This window comes from Frankia sp. CcI49, assembly GCF_001983215.1.
Lineage (GTDB): Bacteria > Actinomycetota > Actinomycetes > Frankiales > Frankiaceae > Parafrankia > Parafrankia irregularis.
This window is the reverse complement of sequence record NZ_MOWP01000015.1, coordinates 136,295-155,128: the sequence shown is the minus strand read 5'-3', so window position 1 is coordinate 155,128 and position 18,834 is coordinate 136,295. Positions and strand designations below refer to the sequence as shown.

The 18,834-nt window shown below is 72.1% G+C and carries 13 protein-coding genes and 1 pseudogene; 5 read left to right on the top strand and 9 right to left on the bottom strand.

Going from position 1 to position 18,834, the window contains the following annotated elements:
* Positions 1–6: 6 nt before the first annotated feature.
* From CcI49_RS14040 to CcI49_RS14025, 4 genes are all read right to left on the bottom strand, one after another.
* Positions 7–498 (bottom strand): hypothetical protein, encoded by a 492-nt coding sequence (locus CcI49_RS14040; RefSeq protein ID WP_054569452.1) that lies wholly within the window; start codon positions 496–498, stop codon positions 7–9.
* A 208-nt stretch (positions 499–706) separates the two neighbouring features.
* Positions 707–1,636, bottom strand: coding sequence for an LLM class flavin-dependent oxidoreductase (locus tag CcI49_RS14035; protein WP_076827040.1), 930 nt, complete (start codon positions 1,634–1,636; stop codon positions 707–709).
* Positions 1,637–1,973: 337 nt separating this feature from the next.
* A complete protein-coding gene (locus CcI49_RS14030; protein WP_198955527.1) occupies positions 1,974–4,094 on the bottom strand; it encodes an acyl-CoA synthetase in 2,121 nt (706 codons plus the stop codon).
* A gap of 1,183 nt (positions 4,095–5,277) precedes the next feature.
* Positions 5,278–6,546 carry a helix-turn-helix domain-containing protein gene (locus CcI49_RS14025; RefSeq protein ID WP_076827036.1) on the bottom strand — a complete coding sequence of 423 codons (1,269 nt, stop codon included), beginning with the start codon at positions 6,544–6,546 and terminating at the stop codon, positions 5,278–5,280.
* 124 nt (positions 6,547–6,670) lie between these two features.
* Between CcI49_RS14025 and CcI49_RS14020 the strand changes: the two genes are divergently transcribed.
* The gene (locus CcI49_RS14020; RefSeq protein ID WP_054569456.1) at positions 6,671–7,915 is read left to right on the top strand and encodes an ABC transporter substrate-binding protein; all 1,245 of its coding nucleotides are present in this window, start codon (positions 6,671–6,673) and stop codon (positions 7,913–7,915) included.
* Positions 7,916–7,960: 45 nt separating this feature from the next.
* On the opposite strand, the gene CcI49_RS14015 is transcribed toward CcI49_RS14020, so the two are convergent.
* Both CcI49_RS14015 and CcI49_RS14010 read right to left on the bottom strand, forming a co-directional pair.
* On the bottom strand, positions 7,961–8,434 hold the full coding sequence (locus CcI49_RS14015; protein WP_054569457.1) for a cupin domain-containing protein: 474 nt from the start codon (positions 8,432–8,434) through the stop codon (positions 7,961–7,963).
* A 4-nt stretch (positions 8,435–8,438) separates the two neighbouring features.
* Entirely contained in the window at positions 8,439–9,116 is a 678-nt protein-coding gene (locus CcI49_RS14010; protein ID WP_076827034.1) for a hypothetical protein, read from the bottom strand.
* A 169-nt stretch (positions 9,117–9,285) separates the two neighbouring features.
* On the opposite strand from CcI49_RS14010, the gene CcI49_RS14005 reads away from it, so the two are divergent.
* Entirely contained in the window at positions 9,286–12,948 is a 3,663-nt protein-coding gene (locus CcI49_RS14005) for an AfsR/SARP family transcriptional regulator (RefSeq protein ID WP_158230767.1), read from the top strand.
* Positions 12,949–12,960: 12 nt separating this feature from the next.
* Here the strand turns inward: CcI49_RS14005 and CcI49_RS14000 are convergent, their stop codons facing one another.
* Together CcI49_RS14000 and CcI49_RS13995 are read right to left on the bottom strand one after the other, a co-directional pair.
* Positions 12,961–13,638: a response regulator transcription factor gene (locus CcI49_RS14000; RefSeq protein ID WP_076827346.1), complete on the bottom strand. Its 678-nt coding sequence runs from the start codon at positions 13,636–13,638 to the stop codon at positions 12,961–12,963.
* Positions 13,613–14,149, bottom strand: coding sequence for an ATP-binding protein (locus CcI49_RS13995; RefSeq protein WP_198955526.1), 537 nt, complete (start codon positions 14,147–14,149; stop codon positions 13,613–13,615). The genes CcI49_RS14000 and CcI49_RS13995 overlap by 26 nt, the downstream gene beginning before the upstream one ends.
* 21 nt (positions 14,150–14,170) lie before the next feature.
* Between CcI49_RS13995 and CcI49_RS13990 the strand changes: the two are divergent.
* A pseudogene (locus tag CcI49_RS13990) lies at positions 14,171–15,715 on the top strand (MMPL family transporter); the annotation flags it as partial.
* A gap of 106 nt (positions 15,716–15,821) precedes the next feature.
* Positions 15,822–16,700, top strand: coding sequence for a hypothetical protein (locus tag CcI49_RS13985; RefSeq protein WP_131831090.1), 879 nt, complete (start codon positions 15,822–15,824; stop codon positions 16,698–16,700).
* A 117-nt stretch (positions 16,701–16,817) separates the two neighbouring features.
* Here CcI49_RS13985 and CcI49_RS13980 read toward each other — a convergent pair whose 3' ends face one another.
* Entirely contained in the window at positions 16,818–17,261 is a 444-nt protein-coding gene (locus CcI49_RS13980) for a transglycosylase SLT domain-containing protein (protein ID WP_076827026.1), read from the bottom strand.
* Positions 17,262–17,906: 645 nt separating this feature from the next.
* Here CcI49_RS13980 and CcI49_RS13975 point away from each other — a divergent pair.
* Positions 17,907–18,812: a polysaccharide deacetylase family protein gene (locus CcI49_RS13975; protein WP_054569461.1), complete on the top strand. Its 906-nt coding sequence runs from the start codon at positions 17,907–17,909 to the stop codon at positions 18,810–18,812.
* Positions 18,813–18,834: the final 22 nt, after the last annotated feature.

Below are 18,834 nucleotides of genomic sequence, written 5' to 3'. Positions count from 1 at the left end.
CGTCGACTATCGGGTCGGGGCGTAGAAGGTCTGCGGCGCGCCGCAGTAGCTGGTGGACGGAGCCACCGCGCCGGGGACAACGGTCCGGCAGACCCGGATGGTCACATGGTCGATGGTGCCCACGACGAGACCGGGCTGGAGCGTGAACGCGAACGCACGCTCCCCGTTGTCCACCTGCCGTGCCGCCCGGTCCACCGCCACGGTGCCGCTGTAGGCGGTGAAGAACGCGGTGGTACGCAGACCGTCGTCGCGGATGGGCAGGCACACGTTGTTGCGCATGTCGTAAACCGATCCCGCGACGTCCACGACCGGCACGCCGGGCGTACCGAGGGTGCGCCAGGTGAGTTCGCCCTTTGTATAGCCGAACAGGCAGTCGTCCGCGACGACGGAGAACGACGTCGGACCGGCTGCCAATGCCGCTCCGGGAGCGAGCACCATGCCGACAAAAGCGGCCACGAACAGGGCAACCAGCCGAAATGACGTGAAGACGCGCCTCATTGCTGTCCTTTCATTTCTTGCCCGAGCTGCTGTCCACGCCACAGTACTTCCCGACGCATTTTGTCGCCGATTCCCCGACACCGACTTCGATCTATATTCACCTGTTCGCCATCCGGTCCACCCGTTGCCTGATTTCCGGGGACGGCGGCGGGGAGCCCGATGGTGCCCAGGTCAGGTCGCGGGGCTGAGCAGCACGCCGAGGGCCGGCCTACCGGTTCGGTCGGCTGCGTTCGCCCTGGACGATCGCAGCCCGCACGGCCGGAACGATCTCATTGGCCCAGCGGCCGATGCCGGTGGCGTCCTGGGCTCCGCCGTCCGGGGAGAAGATGATGAAACCGGCGGCGTCGTGCTCCTGCACGGCCGCGGTCAGTTCCTCGACCCACTGGCCCACCGAGCCGCCGATCCACCGGCCGTCACCGTCACGGGTGGCGGGCAGCGGCTGGTCGGTGATGCGTCCTGGGAGGTTGTAGACGGTGCGGATGTCACGCGGGTCGCGGCCCACGGCGGCGGCGGCCTCGTCGATGACCGGACGTGACTGGCGGTATCGTTCGCTACGCCAGTCGGCCGCGTGGCCGGGGATCCAGCCGTCGGCGACCCGGCCGGTGGCGGCCAGGGATTTCGGGCCGACCGATCCCGTCCACACCGGCGGCGCCGCCACCGGGGCCGGCTCGATGTCGTTCACCTGGTAGTAGCGGCCCCGGTGCGTGACCGGTGGCCCGCCACCGGAAAGCTTCCTGACCAGGACGATCGCCTCCTCGAAGGCGTCGACCGCCTGGCTGGCGGCCAGCCGCGGCACGCCGAGGTCGGCGATCCGATCCCACCGGCCACCCGCACCGAGGCCCAACACGACCCGGCCACCGGAGAGCGTCGACAGGGAGGTCACCGCTCGCGCAAGCAGCGGGGCGGGCCGGCTCGGCAGGTTGCTGACGTTGGCGAACCCGGCGATGCGCTGTGTGTTCCCGAGGATGAAGCCGATGGCGGCGTAGGCGTCCAGGCGGGCGCCGAGATACGGATGGTCCGACAGGGAGAAGAGGTCGAGGCCGTCGCGATCGGCCTGTTGGGCGGCCTGTAGCAGTGCTGGCGCATCGTCGACGCCACTGTGCGCGCCGAAGCCGAACACAACCTCTGGTATGGACATTTCTTGCCCTTCGGATTGATATCGCCGCTCCTGGCGCAGGCACGGCGAAAATGCCGGCAACCTGAATTCGTACAGCGAACTACCTTACGATTGCGGCTCACGGCAAGCGGTGCCCAGTCCGTGGCGCGCGGTGCCAGGCCGACGGTGGCGGAGCAGCGATCGCCGCTGTGGCATACCAGCCACCGGCCATGTTCGAACAAGGTGGGCTGAGGTTCGAGCCCTCAGGGCTCGGTCGCCCCACTCACCGGCGGGCGGAGGACTCGATTCTCTCGATCATGGTGCGCGCTCTTTCAGTACCTGACCCAGCAGGCCAAGAAGGTAACGGTCGCAGCAGAAATCACCGACCGGTGACGGTGGTGGGGCCGACCACGCGGGTGGCTGGGCGGAAGCGCCATGCGGTGGCGAAGCGGCCGAGCTCGGCGGAAACGCGGGCTGCTGACCTCTCGTCGGCGGGTTCGGTGACTGTGAGGACGGGCCCACCGCCTTCGGTGTGGACGGTGAGGGTCGCCGCCGCCTCGGCGAGGCCGGCCTCCTCCAGGGCGGCACCGGCGGCGCGGCGAGCCGCGTCCTCGCGCAGCGGCACCTTGAACATCTTGCCGACGAGCGTCATCGGGATCCTGTCGACGAGGTGGACGGCCTTCTGCACGGCGGCCCGCTCGGGGATTCTCGCCGCTGCCCAGTCCAGCAGGTCCTGGGCAGCCACAGTCGCGCCCGCCCGCACGGCGACATAGGCGACGGGCACCTCGCCGGAGTGCGCGTCGGGCCGGCCGACCGCCGCCGCGGCGGTGACGTCCGGGTGGCGCAGCAGGACGTCCTCGATCGACGTCGGGTCGATGTTGTGCCCACCTCGGATGATCAGGTCCTTGGCCCGGCCGACGAGGCGGACGAAGCCGTCGGGGCCGACACTGCCCACGTCGCCGGTGTCGAGCCAGCCGTCGGCGATCCTGCCGGCCGGTTCCGGTTCCGGCTCGGGATCGGGATCGGAACTGGGTTCGGAACCGGGTTCGTCGGAGCCCGGGCGGAGATAGCCCGGGCGGAGATAGCCCGGGAACACGTTGGGCCCGGCGATGACGAGGGCGCCGGTCTCACCTGCCGGCAGGTCGGTCCAGGTGCCGTCCGCCTCGATGCGCACCGCCCTGATGCGCTGGTAGGGCAGGCGCTGGCCGACCGTGCCGGGACGGAGATGGCCGGGCAGGTTCCGGGCGGAGGCGCAGGTGGCCTCGGTCAGCCCGTAGCCCTCGCACAGCTGCAGGCCCCCGGTGCGGTCGGCGAACCCGCGGCGGATCTCCTCGGGCAGGGGTGCCGCGCCCACGACGGGCAGGACCAGGGTGGAGATATCGGCGTCGACCGGGCAGGCGGCGAGGACCGAGTAGACCGTCGGCACAGCGGACATCGCCGCGACCCGGTACCGCTCGACGATCTTCCAGAACACCCCGTAGAGGGACGGGTCGCGGTAGCCGAGCGGGCCGGCCCAGACGACGTGCTGGCCGCGGTACAGCGGCGCCAGGCAGGTGAGGACGACGGCATTGACGTGGAACAGCGGTAGCCCGGCGAGCGCCGCGACGTCGTCGGCGAGCCGGACGCCCACCGCGATCTGCCAGGCGTTGACGACCTCGTTGGCGTGGGTGTGCGCGGCGAGCTTGGGCGACCCGGTCGTCCCACCGGTGTGGAAGTAGCTGGCGATGTCGCCCGGCCGCGGCCGGTCCGGCGCGGTGAGCGCGTCCGCCGGCTCGGCGGCCATGAGCTCGTCGAGGTAGGCCACCCGGGCCGCCGCGCCGGTTCCCGCGACGGGCCCGTCGAGCGCCGCGACGGGCCCGTCGAGCGCCGCGACGGGTCCGTCGAGGGCTGGAACCTCTCCGTCGAGGGCCGGGACCTCTCTGTCGAGCGCCGGGACGGGTCCGTCGAGCGCCGGTGGGATTCCGGTGGCGCCGTCCGGGCGCACCGCCAGCACCACTCGCAGCCCGGCGCCGGCCGCGAGCCGCACCGCGGTCGCCCACACCTGCGGGTCGAGTTCCGGCCCCGCGGTGACCAGCACCCGAGCCCCGGACAGGCGGAGAAGACCCACGATCTGGTCGTGGGCCAGGCCGGGGTTGAGCGGCGCGGCGATTCCGACGGTCTGGGCGGCGAGCAGGGCGGCCAGGACGAGGCCGTTGTTGGGCGCGAGGATCGCCACGGCATCTCGGCGACCCACCCCCAGCCGGGTCAGGACGTTGGCGACCTGGTTGACGCGGTCGCGCAGATCAGCGAACGTCCAGACGACGGGCCGATCCCATTTTTCTCCCGACGGCAGCAGCGAGACGGCCGGGCGGCTCGGCCAGGTCTGTGCGGCGTGYCGCAGCAGGGCATGGGTACTGGCCGGCAGGCCCCGCTCCGCCAGCGGTACCTCTTCGATCACCGCGAGATCCGCGGGGCCGCGGAATTCCGGCCACCACGGGTCGACGCTTTCGTTTCCAGCCACGACCATGTGCTCCTCGAGCTTCGGGGAAGCGCGACGAGTCGGCAGAAATAGGCGGAGCTCTGTTCTCCGTTCGGCTGTCGACGAGTCCGCTGCCCAGCACTTTTGGACTGGCCGTAATCCTATGGATGCGCGGGGCCGAAAACGGCCGTGCGCCGCCCCAGACCTACGGACGGCGATTTGTCATCCATAACAAAGGTACCCTCGTTCGCACGGCGCCCATCCGGCTCGCGCTATCCGCTGGCCGTGGAGAGCATCCAGCAGGCGAATACAAACGGAAGTTCACCGATATTGACTCGGCGGTCCGCGCCGGCCCGCGCCACGCGGCGCGGCGCGGCGCCAGGGGTGCGAACCAGACGAACAAAGAGCACAGAAGGCGGCTTGACGATCCGCAAGAAGTGAGGATTCCGGTCGTTTTCGCAGCCGAAATCCACACTTCTTGCCGAGGAGCAGTGGCGTCGGTAGAGGCCCGATGCCCGGGATTCCGCGACGGGCCTGCCGACGACCATGATCCTCCCTCGCGCGCGGCAGCGGCCGGGGAGCCGGCGCGGTCGCGGGTTCCGATCGGTTCCGGCCGTGGTCACGGACGTCCAGGGCGGCCGGGCCGTCCAGACCCATGGTCGGACGCGCCCCCGGCCCGTCTCGGCAAAGTGACAGAGGTGTCTGAAACCCGAATCGTTTCCCTTTGCCATATGAATGATGGGCACGCGTGATCGGTCATCACGGGCGAATCGCCGCCGTGGGCGGCCCGCGCACCCGACCACCGCCGGCCCGGCACCGCGTCACCGCGGCCAGCGAGACCTGAACACCCCCGCGACCAGCGGTTTCAGGGCCTGCCACGGCGCCCACAGCGCCTTGGACGGACGAGATCCCACCCCCACCGGCACCCGGCGAGGTGCGCCGTCACGACGACTAAAGACCTCTTCGTGTCTCCTCCTAAAACCACCCCACGGAGGCTTGAAAACCGGCAAAGAAATGGATTTCAAGAGATCCGAGGAAAGAGAAACGCGGAGCCCTTTAGGAGCGCGAACGGAACAGAAGCTCCCCCACCGAAAGCTGACCAGAGCTGTCAGAAACCCAGAAGACCATCATTCTTGCTTGGCAGCGGCGGCAGCGGCGGCGGCAGCGGCAGCGGCAGCGGCGGCAGCGGCAGCGGCAGCGGCGGCAGCGGCTCGCAGGAGGGCACTCAGTTGAGACCACCAGCGTCCGCCGCGTGGGCGGTGAAGGCCGCGTGGATCATCGGCAGGTCACCGCTGCTGGTGGGATCGAGACCGGTCAGTGCGGACGCCTTCCGCACCCGGTAGTCGACGGTGTTCGGATGGACGTGCAGACGTCCCGCGGCCCGGCGGCGGTCAAGCCCGCAGGCGAGGAAGACCCGCAGGGTTTCCAGCAGGTCCGGCCGGTTCGCCAGCGGCTGCAGCCGTGACGCCAGATAGTCACGCGCGGGCCCCGGCCTGGTGAGCTGGTAGTCGAAGGCGACGTCGCCCAGCTGGTAGATCCCGGCGGGACGGCCGGACACCCGGGCGATCTGGCAGATCTCGGTGGCCAGCCGGGCGGCGGGCGCGACGGCGTCCGGCCGGGCCGGCACGACACCGCCGGTGATCTCCGCCCGGGCGGCGCGGCCGAGCTGGCCGACGAGCGACGACAGCGCGCCCCAGCTGCGCCCGGCCAGGTTTTCCGTGGGCGCCGCGCCGACCGCGTCGTCGAGGGGCACCAGGACGAGCCCCCCGTCGGGCGACAGCCCGTGGAGCACGACGGCCGGTGCGCCGCCTTCCAGTTCCGTCCGGATCCGGCGGAGCTTGCGGCGCGCGGCGACAAGCGCGTCGACCGCGGGGTTGAGCTCGTCGGGGTGCGGGGCGATCTCCAGGCTGATCACCGCGTAACACGCCGGCAGCCTGACCGCCGCCCGCCGGGCGGCTATCTCCGCCGGCGAGGCGGCGAGCAACGCGGAGAGCATCGCCCGCCGCGCGTCCTGTTCCTCGTGGATGGCCGTCAGCCTGGCTTCGAGGTAGCCCGCGGAGACCTCGGAAATGATTGTCCGGAGGTATCGCAGGAGCAGCCGCTGGACGGTCAGGATCGCGGGGAGATCGCCGGGCTCGACCGTGGCGATGACCCGGTCCACGCACACCTCGGCACCAAGGTGGTAGGCGTCGATCAGTGCTTCCAGCGGAACGCCCTCGTCGGCACGCTGGCCGGCGGATTCCCGTAACTCCCTCAGCTGTCCGTGGGCGGGTGGTTCGCCGGTACGGAGCATGTGCGTGAACAGCCGGATGCAGGTCCGGGTCGTCTGGGTGATGTCACCGCGCAGTTCCTCCTCCGGCAGCGACGCGTAGGCGGAAAGCTGCGCGGACAGCTCCGTGACGACGGACGCGGCCAGCTCGCGGATCCGCACCGACAGATGCCGGTCCACCGGCACTCCGCCGAAGTAGATCCTGGCGCTTTTGGTATCGGTCACAGAGTTCCTCCGCGTTATCTGGACAAGCTCCCAGGGGCACTGCGGTCCCGTCGCCTCCATGCTTGCTCAATTGATATCCGGTCTGGCGGGATCACACCGGACCCGGATCCGGCGTGGGAGATCGATGTTGGGCATCATTCGGCGCGATCGTTTACCCCGGCCGCCTGCGCTGGCGGCGCTGGCCGCACTGGCCTTGGCGGGGGCGTGCGCGGCCTCCGACACCGGCGGGTCCGGCCTCGGCCGGTCGGCGTGCACGTCGCCGGGCGTCAGTGCGACCGAGATCAGGCTCGGGCTGTTGCTGTCCGACACCGGCCCGGCCGCGGAGATCTGGCAGGGGATGCGCAGCGGCATCGAGGCCCGCCTCGGCGAGGTGAACGAAGGGGGCGGCGTTCACGGCCGGAAGATCGTCTACAGCTGGCGGGACGACGAGTCGAACGGCGCCCTGAACATCTCCGGCGCCCGCGACCTCGTCGGGGGCGCCGGTGTCCTCGCCCTGCTGGAAGGCTCCAGCGTGGTCGGTGAGTCGGCCCAGTACCTCGACGACCAGGGCGTGCCGGTGGCCGGCGTGGCCCAGGAGGCCGCCTGGTCGCAGCATCCCAACATGATCAGCTACGCGAACATCGCTCCCCCGGACACCCGGACGCGCGACACCCTGGCCCGGTATGCCCGCGCCGTCGGCGGCGATTCGGCCGTCGTGGTCATCGCGGGCCTGTTCGAGGCGTCGGTCCAGGGCGGCGCACGGATCACCGAATCGCTGGCGGCCGGAGGCGTGCCGGTCGTCGCGACGCTGGACTACACCCAGGGCGCCAGCTCCCCGGCCCGGCTCGCGCAGCAGATCGCCGCCACCGGAGCGGACGTCCTCGTCAGTGCGCTGCCCGGCGGAGCCTTCGCCGAGATCTACGCCGCGGCCCGGCAGGCCGGCATCCCTCTGCGGGCCGCCGTCTCCGCCGCGGGGCTCGACCAGGGACTGGTGGACGCCTACGGCACGCAGATCAGCGGGGCCGCCTACTACACGTCCGTGGTGCCGCTGGAGGTGTCGTCTCCCGTCCACCAGCCGTACCTCGACGCGATGGCGCGGTACGCGCCCGGCCAGTCGCCCGACACGAAGAACGCCCTCGACGCCTACATCACCACGGATCTCCTGGTGCAGGGCCTCGAAGCGGCTGGCGCATGCCCCACCAGGGAGGGCCTGCTGACGGCGTTGCGGTCGTTCGACGCCTACGACGGCGGCGGCCTGCTCTCCGCGCCGGTGGACCTGACCGCCGGTTTCGGCCGGCCACCGGCCTGCTACACGTTCGTCGTCGTCAACCAGGCGGGAAGGGGCTTCGAGGTCGCCCCCCAGAGCCCGATCTGCCCCGGCGCACCGTGACGCCCCCACCGTGACGCCACCGCCGCGCGGTGACCGCGGCCGGGCTCAACCCGAGCCTGGTTCGTCCGGTGCCTCGCCGGACTGGACGAGCACGTCGACGTTGTACTCGGCCGACAGCGGCGCGATGAGGTCGGCGTCGTGCCCCGGCGGCCAGAGCGCGAGGTAGAGCCCTTCGGCCCCACCCGGCGTGAACAGCATGAGCACGTCGGCCGGCCCGTCCAGGGCCAGGCACCGGTGCGGCCGGTCGCGGGGGACGAAGACGAGGTCTCCGGTGGCGGCGGTGAAGTGGCGTGAGGCGGCCTCCACCCGCATCCGTCCGTCCAGGACGACGAACGACCGGTCCTCGCCGTGGTGGATCAGGTACGGCGCTTCGTCGGCGGGCAGCAGCCGTACCCGGAGCAGGCCGTAGGAGCCGCCGGTCGTCGCCGCGGTGGCGAGCGGGACGGGCGCCGGCCTGCCCGCCGGGGCCGTCCGCGGGCCACCCCCGGCGGTGCCGGAGGTGGTGTGGAACGGGCGCACTCGTTCAGCTCCCGCCTCGTCGCGGCTGCCTGCTGTCGCTCCACGGCAGGGTGGTCGCCGCCAGCGCCAGGCCGGCGACGACGGTGGCTGGGATGATCCAGTAGCCTTCCTTCACCGGCAGGCCCTGCCCGAACAGGAGCGTCACACCGGCGAGGACGAGACCCGCGGCCACCGGCCTGGACAGCCCGCCGGCCCGCCAGCCGACGATGCCGAGCAGCGGAACTCCGATGATGAACGCGAACGCGACCGGCAGGGCGACCAGCGTCATGTCGGACTCGATCTCGTGCAGGGTGTGGTGGTCGATGTTCGGTGCGACGAACATTTCGATGTAGGCGTTCGCGGGCATCGTCACGAACCCGATCCAGACCAGCGCGTAGGCGGCCCGGGCCAGTCGGCCAGGCCCGAGGCGGCCCGCCAGCAGCGGCAGCCCGGCGGCGATCAGCACACCGCCGATTCCGAAGAGCAGGTGGGCGGCGGACCAGGTGGCCGCCTGTTCGGCCGCCTCGTTGTGCTCGAGCGGGTGCAGCAGGTTTCCCAGCGCGAACAGGACACCGCCGGCACCGAGCAGGACCCGGCGCAGCGTCGTGTCATCCGACGTCGCCGGCGCGGGGGCCTGCGGTGGCCGCGCCGAGCGCGGTACCCGCGGCGCGCCGCCGAGCGGCTGTGACTCCACAGTGGACATTGCTCCTCCTTCATGACCGGGACCTGGGATCGGGGCGGCCGCGTGCCGCGCCCATCGCCACGGACGACTGTTGCCGACTACGCTGGCCGTTCGGCGGTGAAAGCCTTGCGTGCGCCTTGCGTCCGGCTGGGCTCGGCGGCCGGCGACGATTCGGGGGTCGATCGCAGCGGTGAGCAGCTCCTCTCCGGTGCGGTTCGGCGTACTCGGGCCGACCACGGCCACAGCCACCACAGCCACCACAGCCACCACCGCCACCACAGCCACGGCCACCGCTGGCGACGGCGACGGCTCCCCGCTGGAGCTCGGCCCGCGGCGGCGCCGGGAGCTGATCACCCTCCTGTTGCTGCGGCCCGGCGTCACCGTCACCGCGGACGCACTGGCCGACGAGCTGTGGCAGGGCGAACCGCCACCCGCCGCGCGGTCCACACTGCAGGGCCATCTGTCCGTGCTGCGCCGGATCCTGGAGCCGGAGGCCAGCCCGCCGTACCGGCTGCTCGTCACCCGAGGCTCCGGCTACGCCCTCGCGGTCTCCCCCGCAGATCTCGACACCGGGCGCCTCGACGAGTTACGGGCACTCGCCAGGCGGGCGCTCGACGACGGGGACCCGGTCGGTGCCCGCGCTCATCTGAAGCGTGCGCTCGCCCTCTGGCGGGGTGAGCCGTTCGCCGACCTGGCGGACCACCCGGCGGCCGAAGCGGCACGGGTGAAGCTGGCGGAGGACCAGATGGCCGTCCGCGCGGACCTCCTCGCCGTCCGGCTCGACCTGGGCGAACACGATGCGGTGATCGGTGAGCTGCGCGTCCTGACCAGCCAGCACCCGCTGCAGGAGAGGCTTCACGCCCAGCTCGCCACCGCGCTTTACCGCGGTGGCCGGCAGGCCGACGCGCTCACCGTTCTTCGTCAGGCACGGCAGACCCTGGCGGATGATCTGGGCCTCGAACCGGGGCCGGAGCTCCGGGAGCTGGAGACCGCGATCCTGCGCCACGACGCCGGGCTGGCGCGGCCCGGCGTCCCCCACACCGGCGCCCCCCACACCGGCGTCCTCGCCGCCGCGGCCCTGACCGCCCCCACGCTCGCCGCGCCTGCCACCGCGCCTGCCACCGCCGGGGCCGCCGGCGGGCGGCTGCCGTTGCTTGGCCGGGACCGGGAGCTCGCCGCCCTCGAACAGGCGTGGGAGCGGACCGCCACCGAGCAGGCGACCGGCGTGGCCCTGCTGTCCGGCGAGGCAGGCATCGGGAAGACCAGGCTGCTGGAGGAACTCGCCCGGCGGGTACCGGCGCAGACCCGTTGGGGCCGCTGCACGCAGGTCTCCGGCGCCCCGGCCTACTGGCCATGGCGGCAGCTGCTGCGAGGCCTGCCCGCGGAGGTGGTGGGCGCCTTCGGGGCGGTCCGGGACGGTGACGGTCCGGTCCGGTTCGAGGTGGCGCTGGCGATCGGCCGCCATCTGGCCGAGCTCGCCTCCGCCGGTCCGGTGCTGGCGCTGCTCGAGGATCTGCACTGGGCCGACCCGGCTTCGACCGCGATGCTGGAGATCCTCGCCGGCGAGCTGACGGACGTCCCGGTGCTGCTGGTCTGCAGCTTCCGTCCGGGGCGCGGCGGGACGGCCGCACCCGGCGACCCCGCCGGGGGCGGCCAGGACGGCGAGCCGCTGCGCCGGCTGCTCGGCGTGCTCGCCCGTCACCCCGCCCTGACCAGGGTGGAGCTGGCCGGGCTCCCACCGACGGACGTCGGCCGCCTGTTCGGCGCCGTGAGCGGCATGGCGCCCACCCCCGAGCAGGCCGCAGCCGTCCGCCGCCGCACCGCCGGCAATCCCTTCTTCGTCGTCGAGCTCGCCCGGCTGGCGGCGACCACCTCTGCCGGCCAGGCCACGGCGGACGGCCAGGCCACGGTGGACGGCCAGGCCACGGTTGTTGACCAGGCCACGGTTGTTGACCAGGCCGCAGCGGCCGGCACGCTGCCGACCGGGGTGCGCGACACCGTGCTCGCGCGGCTGGCCGCGATGCCCACCGGCCTGACGAGCCTGCTCGCCGCCGCCGCGGTGGCCGGCCGCGAGGCGGCGCTGCCGGTGGTGACAGCCGCCGCCGGGCTGTCCCAGGCCGGCGCGCTCGACGCGGTGGACATCGCCGTCGCCGCCGGGCTGGCCGACGTGCCCGCTCCGGGACGGCTGAGGTTCACCCACGACATCGTCCGGGAGGCCGTGCTGGTCGGGATGGGCACCGCCGAGCGGGCCCGGCTGGCCGGCCTCGTCGCCGACGCCCTGGTCGCCCACCAGGGCGCGTCGGTACCTGCCGCGGTGCTCGCGCACCATCTTCGCGTGGCCGCGGCCGGACATCCCGACCTGCGCGCCGCCCAGGCGCAGGCGGTCGCGGCAAGGGCCGCGCTCGCGCAGTTCGCGTTCGAGGACGCGGCGAGCCTCGCCGGCCACGGTTTGGACCTCGTTCCCGGGGACCGTCCTGACCTGCGGGTCGACCTGATGGTGATCCGCGGTGAGGCGCTACGGCGGTCCACCGCCTTCGCGCAGGCACAGCAGGTGCTCACCGAGGCCGCCAGAATCGCCACCGCGCACGGCGACACCGTCCGCGCGGGACTCGCGACGCTGACCCGCGCCGGCGACGCGGTCGGCGGCTACAGCTCGCTGTTCTACGTCCCGGTGCCGGGCCTGATCGCCGATCTGGACGCCGCGGCGGCGGCACTGCCCGCGGCCGAAGGGGACCTCCGCCTCCGGCTGCTCACCTCGGCGGCCGTCCGGGCGTGCTATGGCGAGCCGGCGGCGGCGAGCCGGCTCATCGGGCGGGCCGCCGAGGTGCTCGCCGAGCAGCGCACGACCCGGCCCGGGGCGGCCGAGGAACCCGCCGGCCTGCTGATCGCCCGGGCGCTCGCGGCCTGGACACCGGCGCACACCGGCCTTCGGCTGGCGATCGCCGACACGCTGCTGGCGACGGTCGAGGGCCCGCCGAGCGGCGAGCTGGTGGCCCGGCACCTGCGTCGGGCCGTCCTGTGGGAGCTGGGCGAGGTCGAAGCCGCCGAGGGCGAGTCCGCCGCCTTCAGCCGGCGGCTGCGCCAGGTGCGCGATCCTGACTTCGACCTGCTGGACCGCTGCTGGCAGGCGATGCACCACCTCTACGCGGGGCGGTACGACCAGGCCGCCGAGGTCGCGGCGGTTCTGGGCGGGCCGCTGCCGGGTGTGACGCCCGGGGCGATCAACGCGCTCACCCAGTCCGCCGCCACCATCCACGGCATCACCGCCTGGGACCGCGCCACCTTGGGCGACTTCCTCCCGCAGGTGGAGGACATGGAGGAACAGGTGATCGCCGAGTGGGCGCTGATCCGCGCCCTCGCGCTCGCGGACACCGGGCGCCCCGAGGCGGCGGCACGTGAGGTCCGCCGCCTCGTCCGGCCGGACCTGGCCGACGTCGCGCCTGGTGCCATGGAACCGGTCTACGTCGTGCTTCTCGCCGAGATCGTGGCGCAGCTGGTCGACGCCGTCCCGGACATGGCCGAGTGGGCGACCGGCCTCGCGGACCGCATCGCGGGGTACGGCGAGTCGCTGGTGACCTTTGTGCTCGGCCTGACCTGCATGGGCCCGGCCGCCCTGTACCGGGGCGGCCTCGCGCTGGCGCTGGGCCGGGTGGACGAAGGCGTCGCCGACCTGCGGTCGTCGCTGCTGCTTGCCGAGAAGACCGGTGGGGTGCCGTTCGTGATCCGTACCCGGCGGCGGCTCGCCCAGGCGCTACGCCGCGCCGGGCATGCCGACGAAGCCCGACGGTTCGACCTGGCCGCCGCGCGCGACGCGCACACCATCGGCATGCGGCTGCCCTACTCCGGCACCTGACCTGTTTCCGATTCAGGACGTCTGGTCCGCAGGCCGGCCGGGGCTGACCATTCCGTACTCGTACGCCATGACCACGACCTGGGATCTGTCCCGGGCACCCAGTTTCGCCATGATGCGGCTGACATGGGTCTTCGCGGTCAGGGGGGAGATCACCAGTCGCGCGGCGATCTCGTCGTTGGTGCGTCCCGCGGCGACCAGACGCATGACCTCACGTTCACGGCCGGTGAGAACGTCGAGCCGGGCATCGGGCTCCCGGGCCTTCTCCCGGCCCGCGAACTCGGCGATGAGCCGACGGGTGACGGACGGGCTGATCAGCGCATCACCCCGCCTGGCCACCCGCACGGCGTGCAGGAGCTCGGCCGGTTCGGTGTCCTTGACCAGGAAGCCCGTCGCGCCGGCACGCAACGCCCCGTAGACGTGGTCGTCGAGGTCGAAGGTCGTCAGCATGACCACCTTCACGGTCGACAGCTCGCTGTCCTCGGCGATGAGCCGGGCAGCCTCCAGCCCGTCCATGCCCGGCATGCGGATGTCCATCAGGACCACGTCGGGCCGCAGCTCACGGCAGCCGCGGACGGCGGCCTGCCCGTCGGCTGCCTCGGCAACCACCTCGAGGTCGTCCTCGTCGTCGAGGATCGAGCGGATGCCGGCCCGGACGAGTCGCTGGTCATCCGCCAGCAGGATCCTGATCATCGGCACCCCAATCGTCCATCGGCTTGTCGGGGACTGTGAACGGTAGCCGGGCACGCACGACGAAGCCGCCCGCAGGCCCAGGCCGCGCGCTCAGCATGCCGCCCAGCGCGCGGGCCCGTTCCGTCATGCCGGCGATGCCCGTACCGCCCGCGTTGCCGGCGGGAGCCGAGCCCCGGCCGTCGTCCTCGATGCCGATCGTCAGCTGCCGGTCATCGCGGTGGATCCGGATGGTCACGTGCCGGGCGCCGCTGTGCCGGGCGGCGTTCGTCAGTGACTCCTGGACGATGCGGTAGGCGGCGAGGTCCACCGCGGCGGGCGGCGACGGCCCGGCTCCACGCTCGTCGACGCGCACGTCCAGGCCCGCCCGGGTGGCCGAGACGATCAGGTCGTCGAGCCCGGCCAGGCCCGGCGTGGGCGCGGTGGGGGCCTCCTCGTCGACCTGGCGCAGCATGCCGAGGGTGGCGCGCAGCTCCCGCAGGCCCTCCTTGCTGCCTTCCTTGATGGCGGCCAACGCCGTCTCCGCCACTCCGCGCTGGCCGCCACCGTGCCGTTGGTCACCGCGCTGTTCGCGGTCGGCGGTGCCATCGGCCTGATCGCCCTGGCCTCGCACATCTTCACCATCGCCGACTTCACCCCGCCGATCCTGATGCTCGTCGGGCTCGGTGTCGGCGTCGACTACGCCCTGTTGATCTTCTACCGGTACCGGCACGAGCTACTCGGCGGCGCCGATCCCGCCGAGGCCGGCCGCAGGGCTCTGGACTCCGCCGGGCGCACGGTCTTCTTCGCCGGATGCACCGTCATCGTCGCCCTGCTCGGCCTGGTGGCCCTGGGGCTGGGTTCCCTGCAGGGCATCGCCCTCGCCGTGGCCATCACCGTCGCGATCACCATGGCCGCATCCCTCGTCCTGTTGCCCGCGCTGCTGGCGCTGTTCGGAGGTCGCCTCCAGCGTCATGTCATGAGGCAGCAGGCCAGGGCCACCGCGAAGGGCAGGACCGAAGGCAACCGCTGGCGGGCCGTCGCCGGGGCTGTGCAGCGCCGTCCCGTCCCGACGCTTCTGGTCKGCCTGATCGTTCTGCTGGCGCTGTCCGCGCCGGCGCTGGGCATGCGGCTGGGCTTCGCCGACTCGGGCAACGACCCGGTGGAAACCACCTCGCGCCGGGCCTACGACCTGCTCACCGACGGTTTCGGCCCCGGCTTCAACGGCCCGCTGATCATCCTGGTCAAGGGCGGCGCCGAGGCCGGGAAGACCGTCCAGGCGGAGCTCGCGAGGACCCCGGGGGTCGCCGCGGCGAGCCCGGCCCTGCCCTCCGAGGACGGCACCCTGTCCACGATCTTCGTCTACCCGACCACATCACCGCAGGCCGAAGGCACCGTCGATCTCGTGCACCACCTGCGCGACGACGTCGCGCCGCCGCTGGAACACCAGACCGGCGCCGAGGTCCTCGTGGGCGGCGCCACCGCCGCCTCCCAGGACGTCTCCGCGACGCTCGCGGCCCGGCTGCCACTGTTCGTCGCCGTCGTCGTCGGCCTCTCCTCGCTCCTGCTCCTGCTCGTCTTCCGATCCATCTGGATCCCCGTCAAGGCGGCCATCCTGAACCTGCTGTCGATCTCCGCCGCGCTCGGCGTGATCACGCTGGTCTTCCAGCACGGGTGGTTCGGTGCACAGCCAGGGCCGGTCGAGGCGTTCATCCCGGCACTGATCTTCGCGATCGTGTTCGGGCTGTCCATGGACTACGAGGTCTTCCTGATCTCCCGCATACACGAGGAATGGATCCAGACGTCGGACCACCCTCATTCGGTACGCGAAGGGCTGGCCTCGACCGGCAAAGTGATCACCGCGGCGGCGGCAATCATGATCGTGGTCTTCGCCGCCTTCGTGCTGAGCCCCGAGCGGATGCTCCAGCAGTTCGGGCTCGGCCTCGCCGTCGCGATCCTGCTGGACGCACTGGTCATCCGTTGCCTCATCGTCCCGGCGGTCATGCAGGTTCTCGGCAGGTGGGCCTGGTGGCTGCCGGCTCCGCTCGCCCGAAAGCTGCCGGCGGTCGCGATCGAACGCCCCGCGACCGTTGCGGACTGACGAGCCGCGGACTGACAAGCCGCCGACTGACGAGCCACCGAACCGCCCGGGGCGTCGCCGACAGATCGCCACGATCGCGCTCTGCACCCTCGGCTGCCTCCTCTGCGTGGCATCCGTCAGTGCCCGCTGGCTGCGTGGCGAGATCCTCGACACCGACCGCTACCTCGGCACCGTCGCGCCACTGGCCGGCAATCCCACGCTCCAGGATGCGGTGGCGACACAGGTGGCGCAGGCCGTCAGCAAACGTCTTTCCCCAGACGCCCAGAACGACATGCCGGGCCCGCTCGCCGACATCCTCTCCGGGCCGATTTCCGCCGGCGTCGAAAAGGCGACCTACCGGATCACGCTCGACTTCGTCCGCAGCGACGCGTTCAGCGCGATCTGGACCGCCGCCAACCGGACCGCGCACCAACAGCTCGTCGCGGTCCTGCGCGGCCGGCCAGGCAGCGTCGTCGCCGTGGACAGCCACGGCCTGCTGACGATCGAGCTGAATCCGGTCGTCGTCGCCCTGGCACACCAGCTCGCCGACCTGGGCGTCGCGCCGGAACAGCTGGACTCCCTGACCGTCACCATGCCCGTCGCGACCGTCGGCGACATCGGCCGGGCCAGGCAGGCGGCCCGCTGGCTGACCCGCGCCGCGTTCTGGCTCCCACCGCTCGCACTCGCCACGATCACCGGCGCCGTCCTGACCGCCGTCGACCGCCGACGCATGCTCGTCATCGTCGGCCTCGGCGTTGCCGCCGCGATGGCCGCCCTCGGGGCGGCGCTGGCGGTATGGCTCCCGGGCACGGTCACCGACGGCATCGGGGACCACAGGCTCAGGAAGGCCGCGACGGCCGTCCTCGACCAGCTGACCGTGCCGCTGCGCGACGAGATCCGGACCACCGCCGTGGCCGGCCTGGTCACCGCCGGAGCGGGCACCGTGTTGCTCATGGCCGCCGGCCGCCGAGCACCGACCACGTTGAGCCCGGCAGGCCCACCGTGAACCCTGAAAACGACGGAAGGCCTCCCGACTGGGGGAGGCCCTCCGTGCGTCCGGGCTTCCGCGCCGTGTCAGCCGTGCGTCGGCGTACGGGCGCGGTCCTGCTTCAGCTCAGCCGGGTCAGCCGGCGGCGTGGCCGCGGCCGAGGTACTTCAGGTAGGCGCCGTTGCTGTAGGTCGACCAGGCGGTCGGGCCCTGCATGGAACAGACCTTCTTCGCCGCGGCCGCGTTGGCGTGGGTGTCGTACAGGTTGATGCCCTTGGTCCAGGGGTGCGCCCAGGTGTTGATCTGCCAGAGGCCCCGGGAGTCCTCGATGCTGGTGGCGAGCCGGGCACTCGGGTTGCCGCCGGACTCGGCCAGCGCGATGGCGACCCAGGTGGACGTCGGCACGCCACGGCAGCCGGACAGGCCCGCGCTCTTGGCGGCCAGGGCGATGGACGAGTCGGAGGCGGCGCTCGCCGGAGAGGCAGCCATCAACCCGACACCGGTGGTGACGGCTCCCACCATGGTGACGGCGGCGAGACGGTTACGCAGGCTGCTCTTGACTGTGCGTCGGATCGACAAGAAAAATACTTTCCCACGACACCTACGGAAGCCCGAAATGGGCACGCGAGCACACTGGCCGAAAAGCCTGGCTCGCAGCGGCGATGCTTCTTCGCACCCGCCCGGAAGAACCCCGGCAGGGTTCTCCGTTTCTGCCCCGCGAAAATGAGAGAGGATATGCACCGGAACCGTGGGCAGAACTCGGCGTCGGCCCGGTGTTAGCGCTCCGGTGGACTCGTGCTTCCGACCGGAACGAGCACAACATTAGACCGGATCTTGAACCGAAGGCAAGCACCCAGCGTCACCGGATACGGTCCCGATCGCTGACTTTCCGCATTTCCCCGTCACCTACAGGCAGATCACCAAACGGCCCGTGACCGGCGTCACGTTTCAGAAGGCCGCGAGATGCCAAGGACGTGGCCGGCCTGCGCCGCGGAGTGCCGCCTCGCAGCGGGGTCGCGGCCGGGTCACGACGCCAACCGCCGCCGCCGCACCGCGCCGGGCCCCATCCGCCCCCCAGCCACGCGGGCCAGCCAGGCCACCCGGATCCGTCCACCCCGGTCCGTCGCCGACAAATCGGCCCGGCCGGGCCCGAAATCCGTCCCCTTGATGCCGACCTGGTCGGCTAACGAGTGGAGTGGCCGTGATCGTTGCTAATGTCGCGGCGTGGAGCGCAGAACGCTGCTGTCGCTGCTGAGCATCGGTGCCGCCCAGTTCCTCGTCGGATGTTCGTCCGGATCCATTCCGCCCGGGCAGCCGACGCAGCAACGGACACCGCCGACCGGCGGTCCGACCAGGCCGACCGGTCAGCCGGCGCAGCATCCGGCGCCGCTGGCCGCCGGCGCCAGCGGGCCCGCTGACCAGGGCGCCACCGTGGGCTCGGTGAGCATGTCGTCCGGCCCGGCGCTGCCACCGATCCCACCGCCACACCCCGGCCCCCCGAAGGTCGTCTTCCAGGCGCCGGGCCAGACCCGACGGATCGCCCTGACCATCGACGACGGTTACGCACCCGAGGTGGTCGCCGCCTACGTAGCCTTCGCGCAACGCAGCGGGATCCCGATCACCTTTCAGCCGAACGGCTGCTACGAGGCGATCTGGGGCCGGCATGCCGCCGCCCTGCGGCCCCTCATCGAGGCCGGCCAGGTACAGATCGGCAACCACACCTGGACGCACCGCAACCTGCTCGCCCGTGGCCGGGCGGACGCGGACATCCGGGCGGACGTCGAGCGGAACGAGGAATGGATCCAGCGGACCTTCGGCATCACCAGCCGGCCCTGGTTCCGGCCGCCCTATGGATCCCACAACAGTCACGTGGACGGYGTCGTCGCCGAGATCGGCTACACGAACATCATGATCTGGAACGGCTCCTTCGGTGACTCCGCCGTGCTGACCCCGGAGCAGCTGATGAACGAGGCCCGGCGCTATCTCCAGCCTGGAACGATCATGCTCGGCCACGCGAACCATCCCACCATCACCGGCCTGTTCGACCAGGTCCAGGAACTGATCGAACAGCGCCAGCTGGAGCCCGTCACCCTCGACACGATGTTCGGCACCTCCCGCGCCACGGGCTGACCCACACGGCGCACCGACGGCC

What these genes read in the sequence shown, in the direction of transcription:
- CcI49_RS14040 (WP_054569452.1), bottom strand. Translation starts at nt 498, where the DNA reads ATGAGGCGCGTCTTCACGTCATTTCGGCTGGTTGCCCTGTTCGTGGCC.
- CcI49_RS14035 (WP_076827040.1), bottom strand. Translation starts at nt 1,636, where the DNA reads ATGTCCATACCAGAGGTTGTGTTCGGCTTCGGCGCGCACAGTGGCGTC.
- CcI49_RS14020 (WP_054569456.1), top strand. Translation starts at nt 6,671, where the DNA reads ATGTTGGGCATCATTCGGCGCGATCGTTTACCCCGGCCGCCTGCGCTG.
- CcI49_RS14010 (WP_076827034.1), bottom strand. Translation starts at nt 9,116, where the DNA reads ATGTCCACTGTGGAGTCACAGCCGCTCGGCGGCGCGCCGCGGGTACCG.
- CcI49_RS14000 (WP_076827346.1), bottom strand. Translation starts at nt 13,638, where the DNA reads ATGATCAGGATCCTGCTGGCGGATGACCAGCGACTCGTCCGGGCCGGC.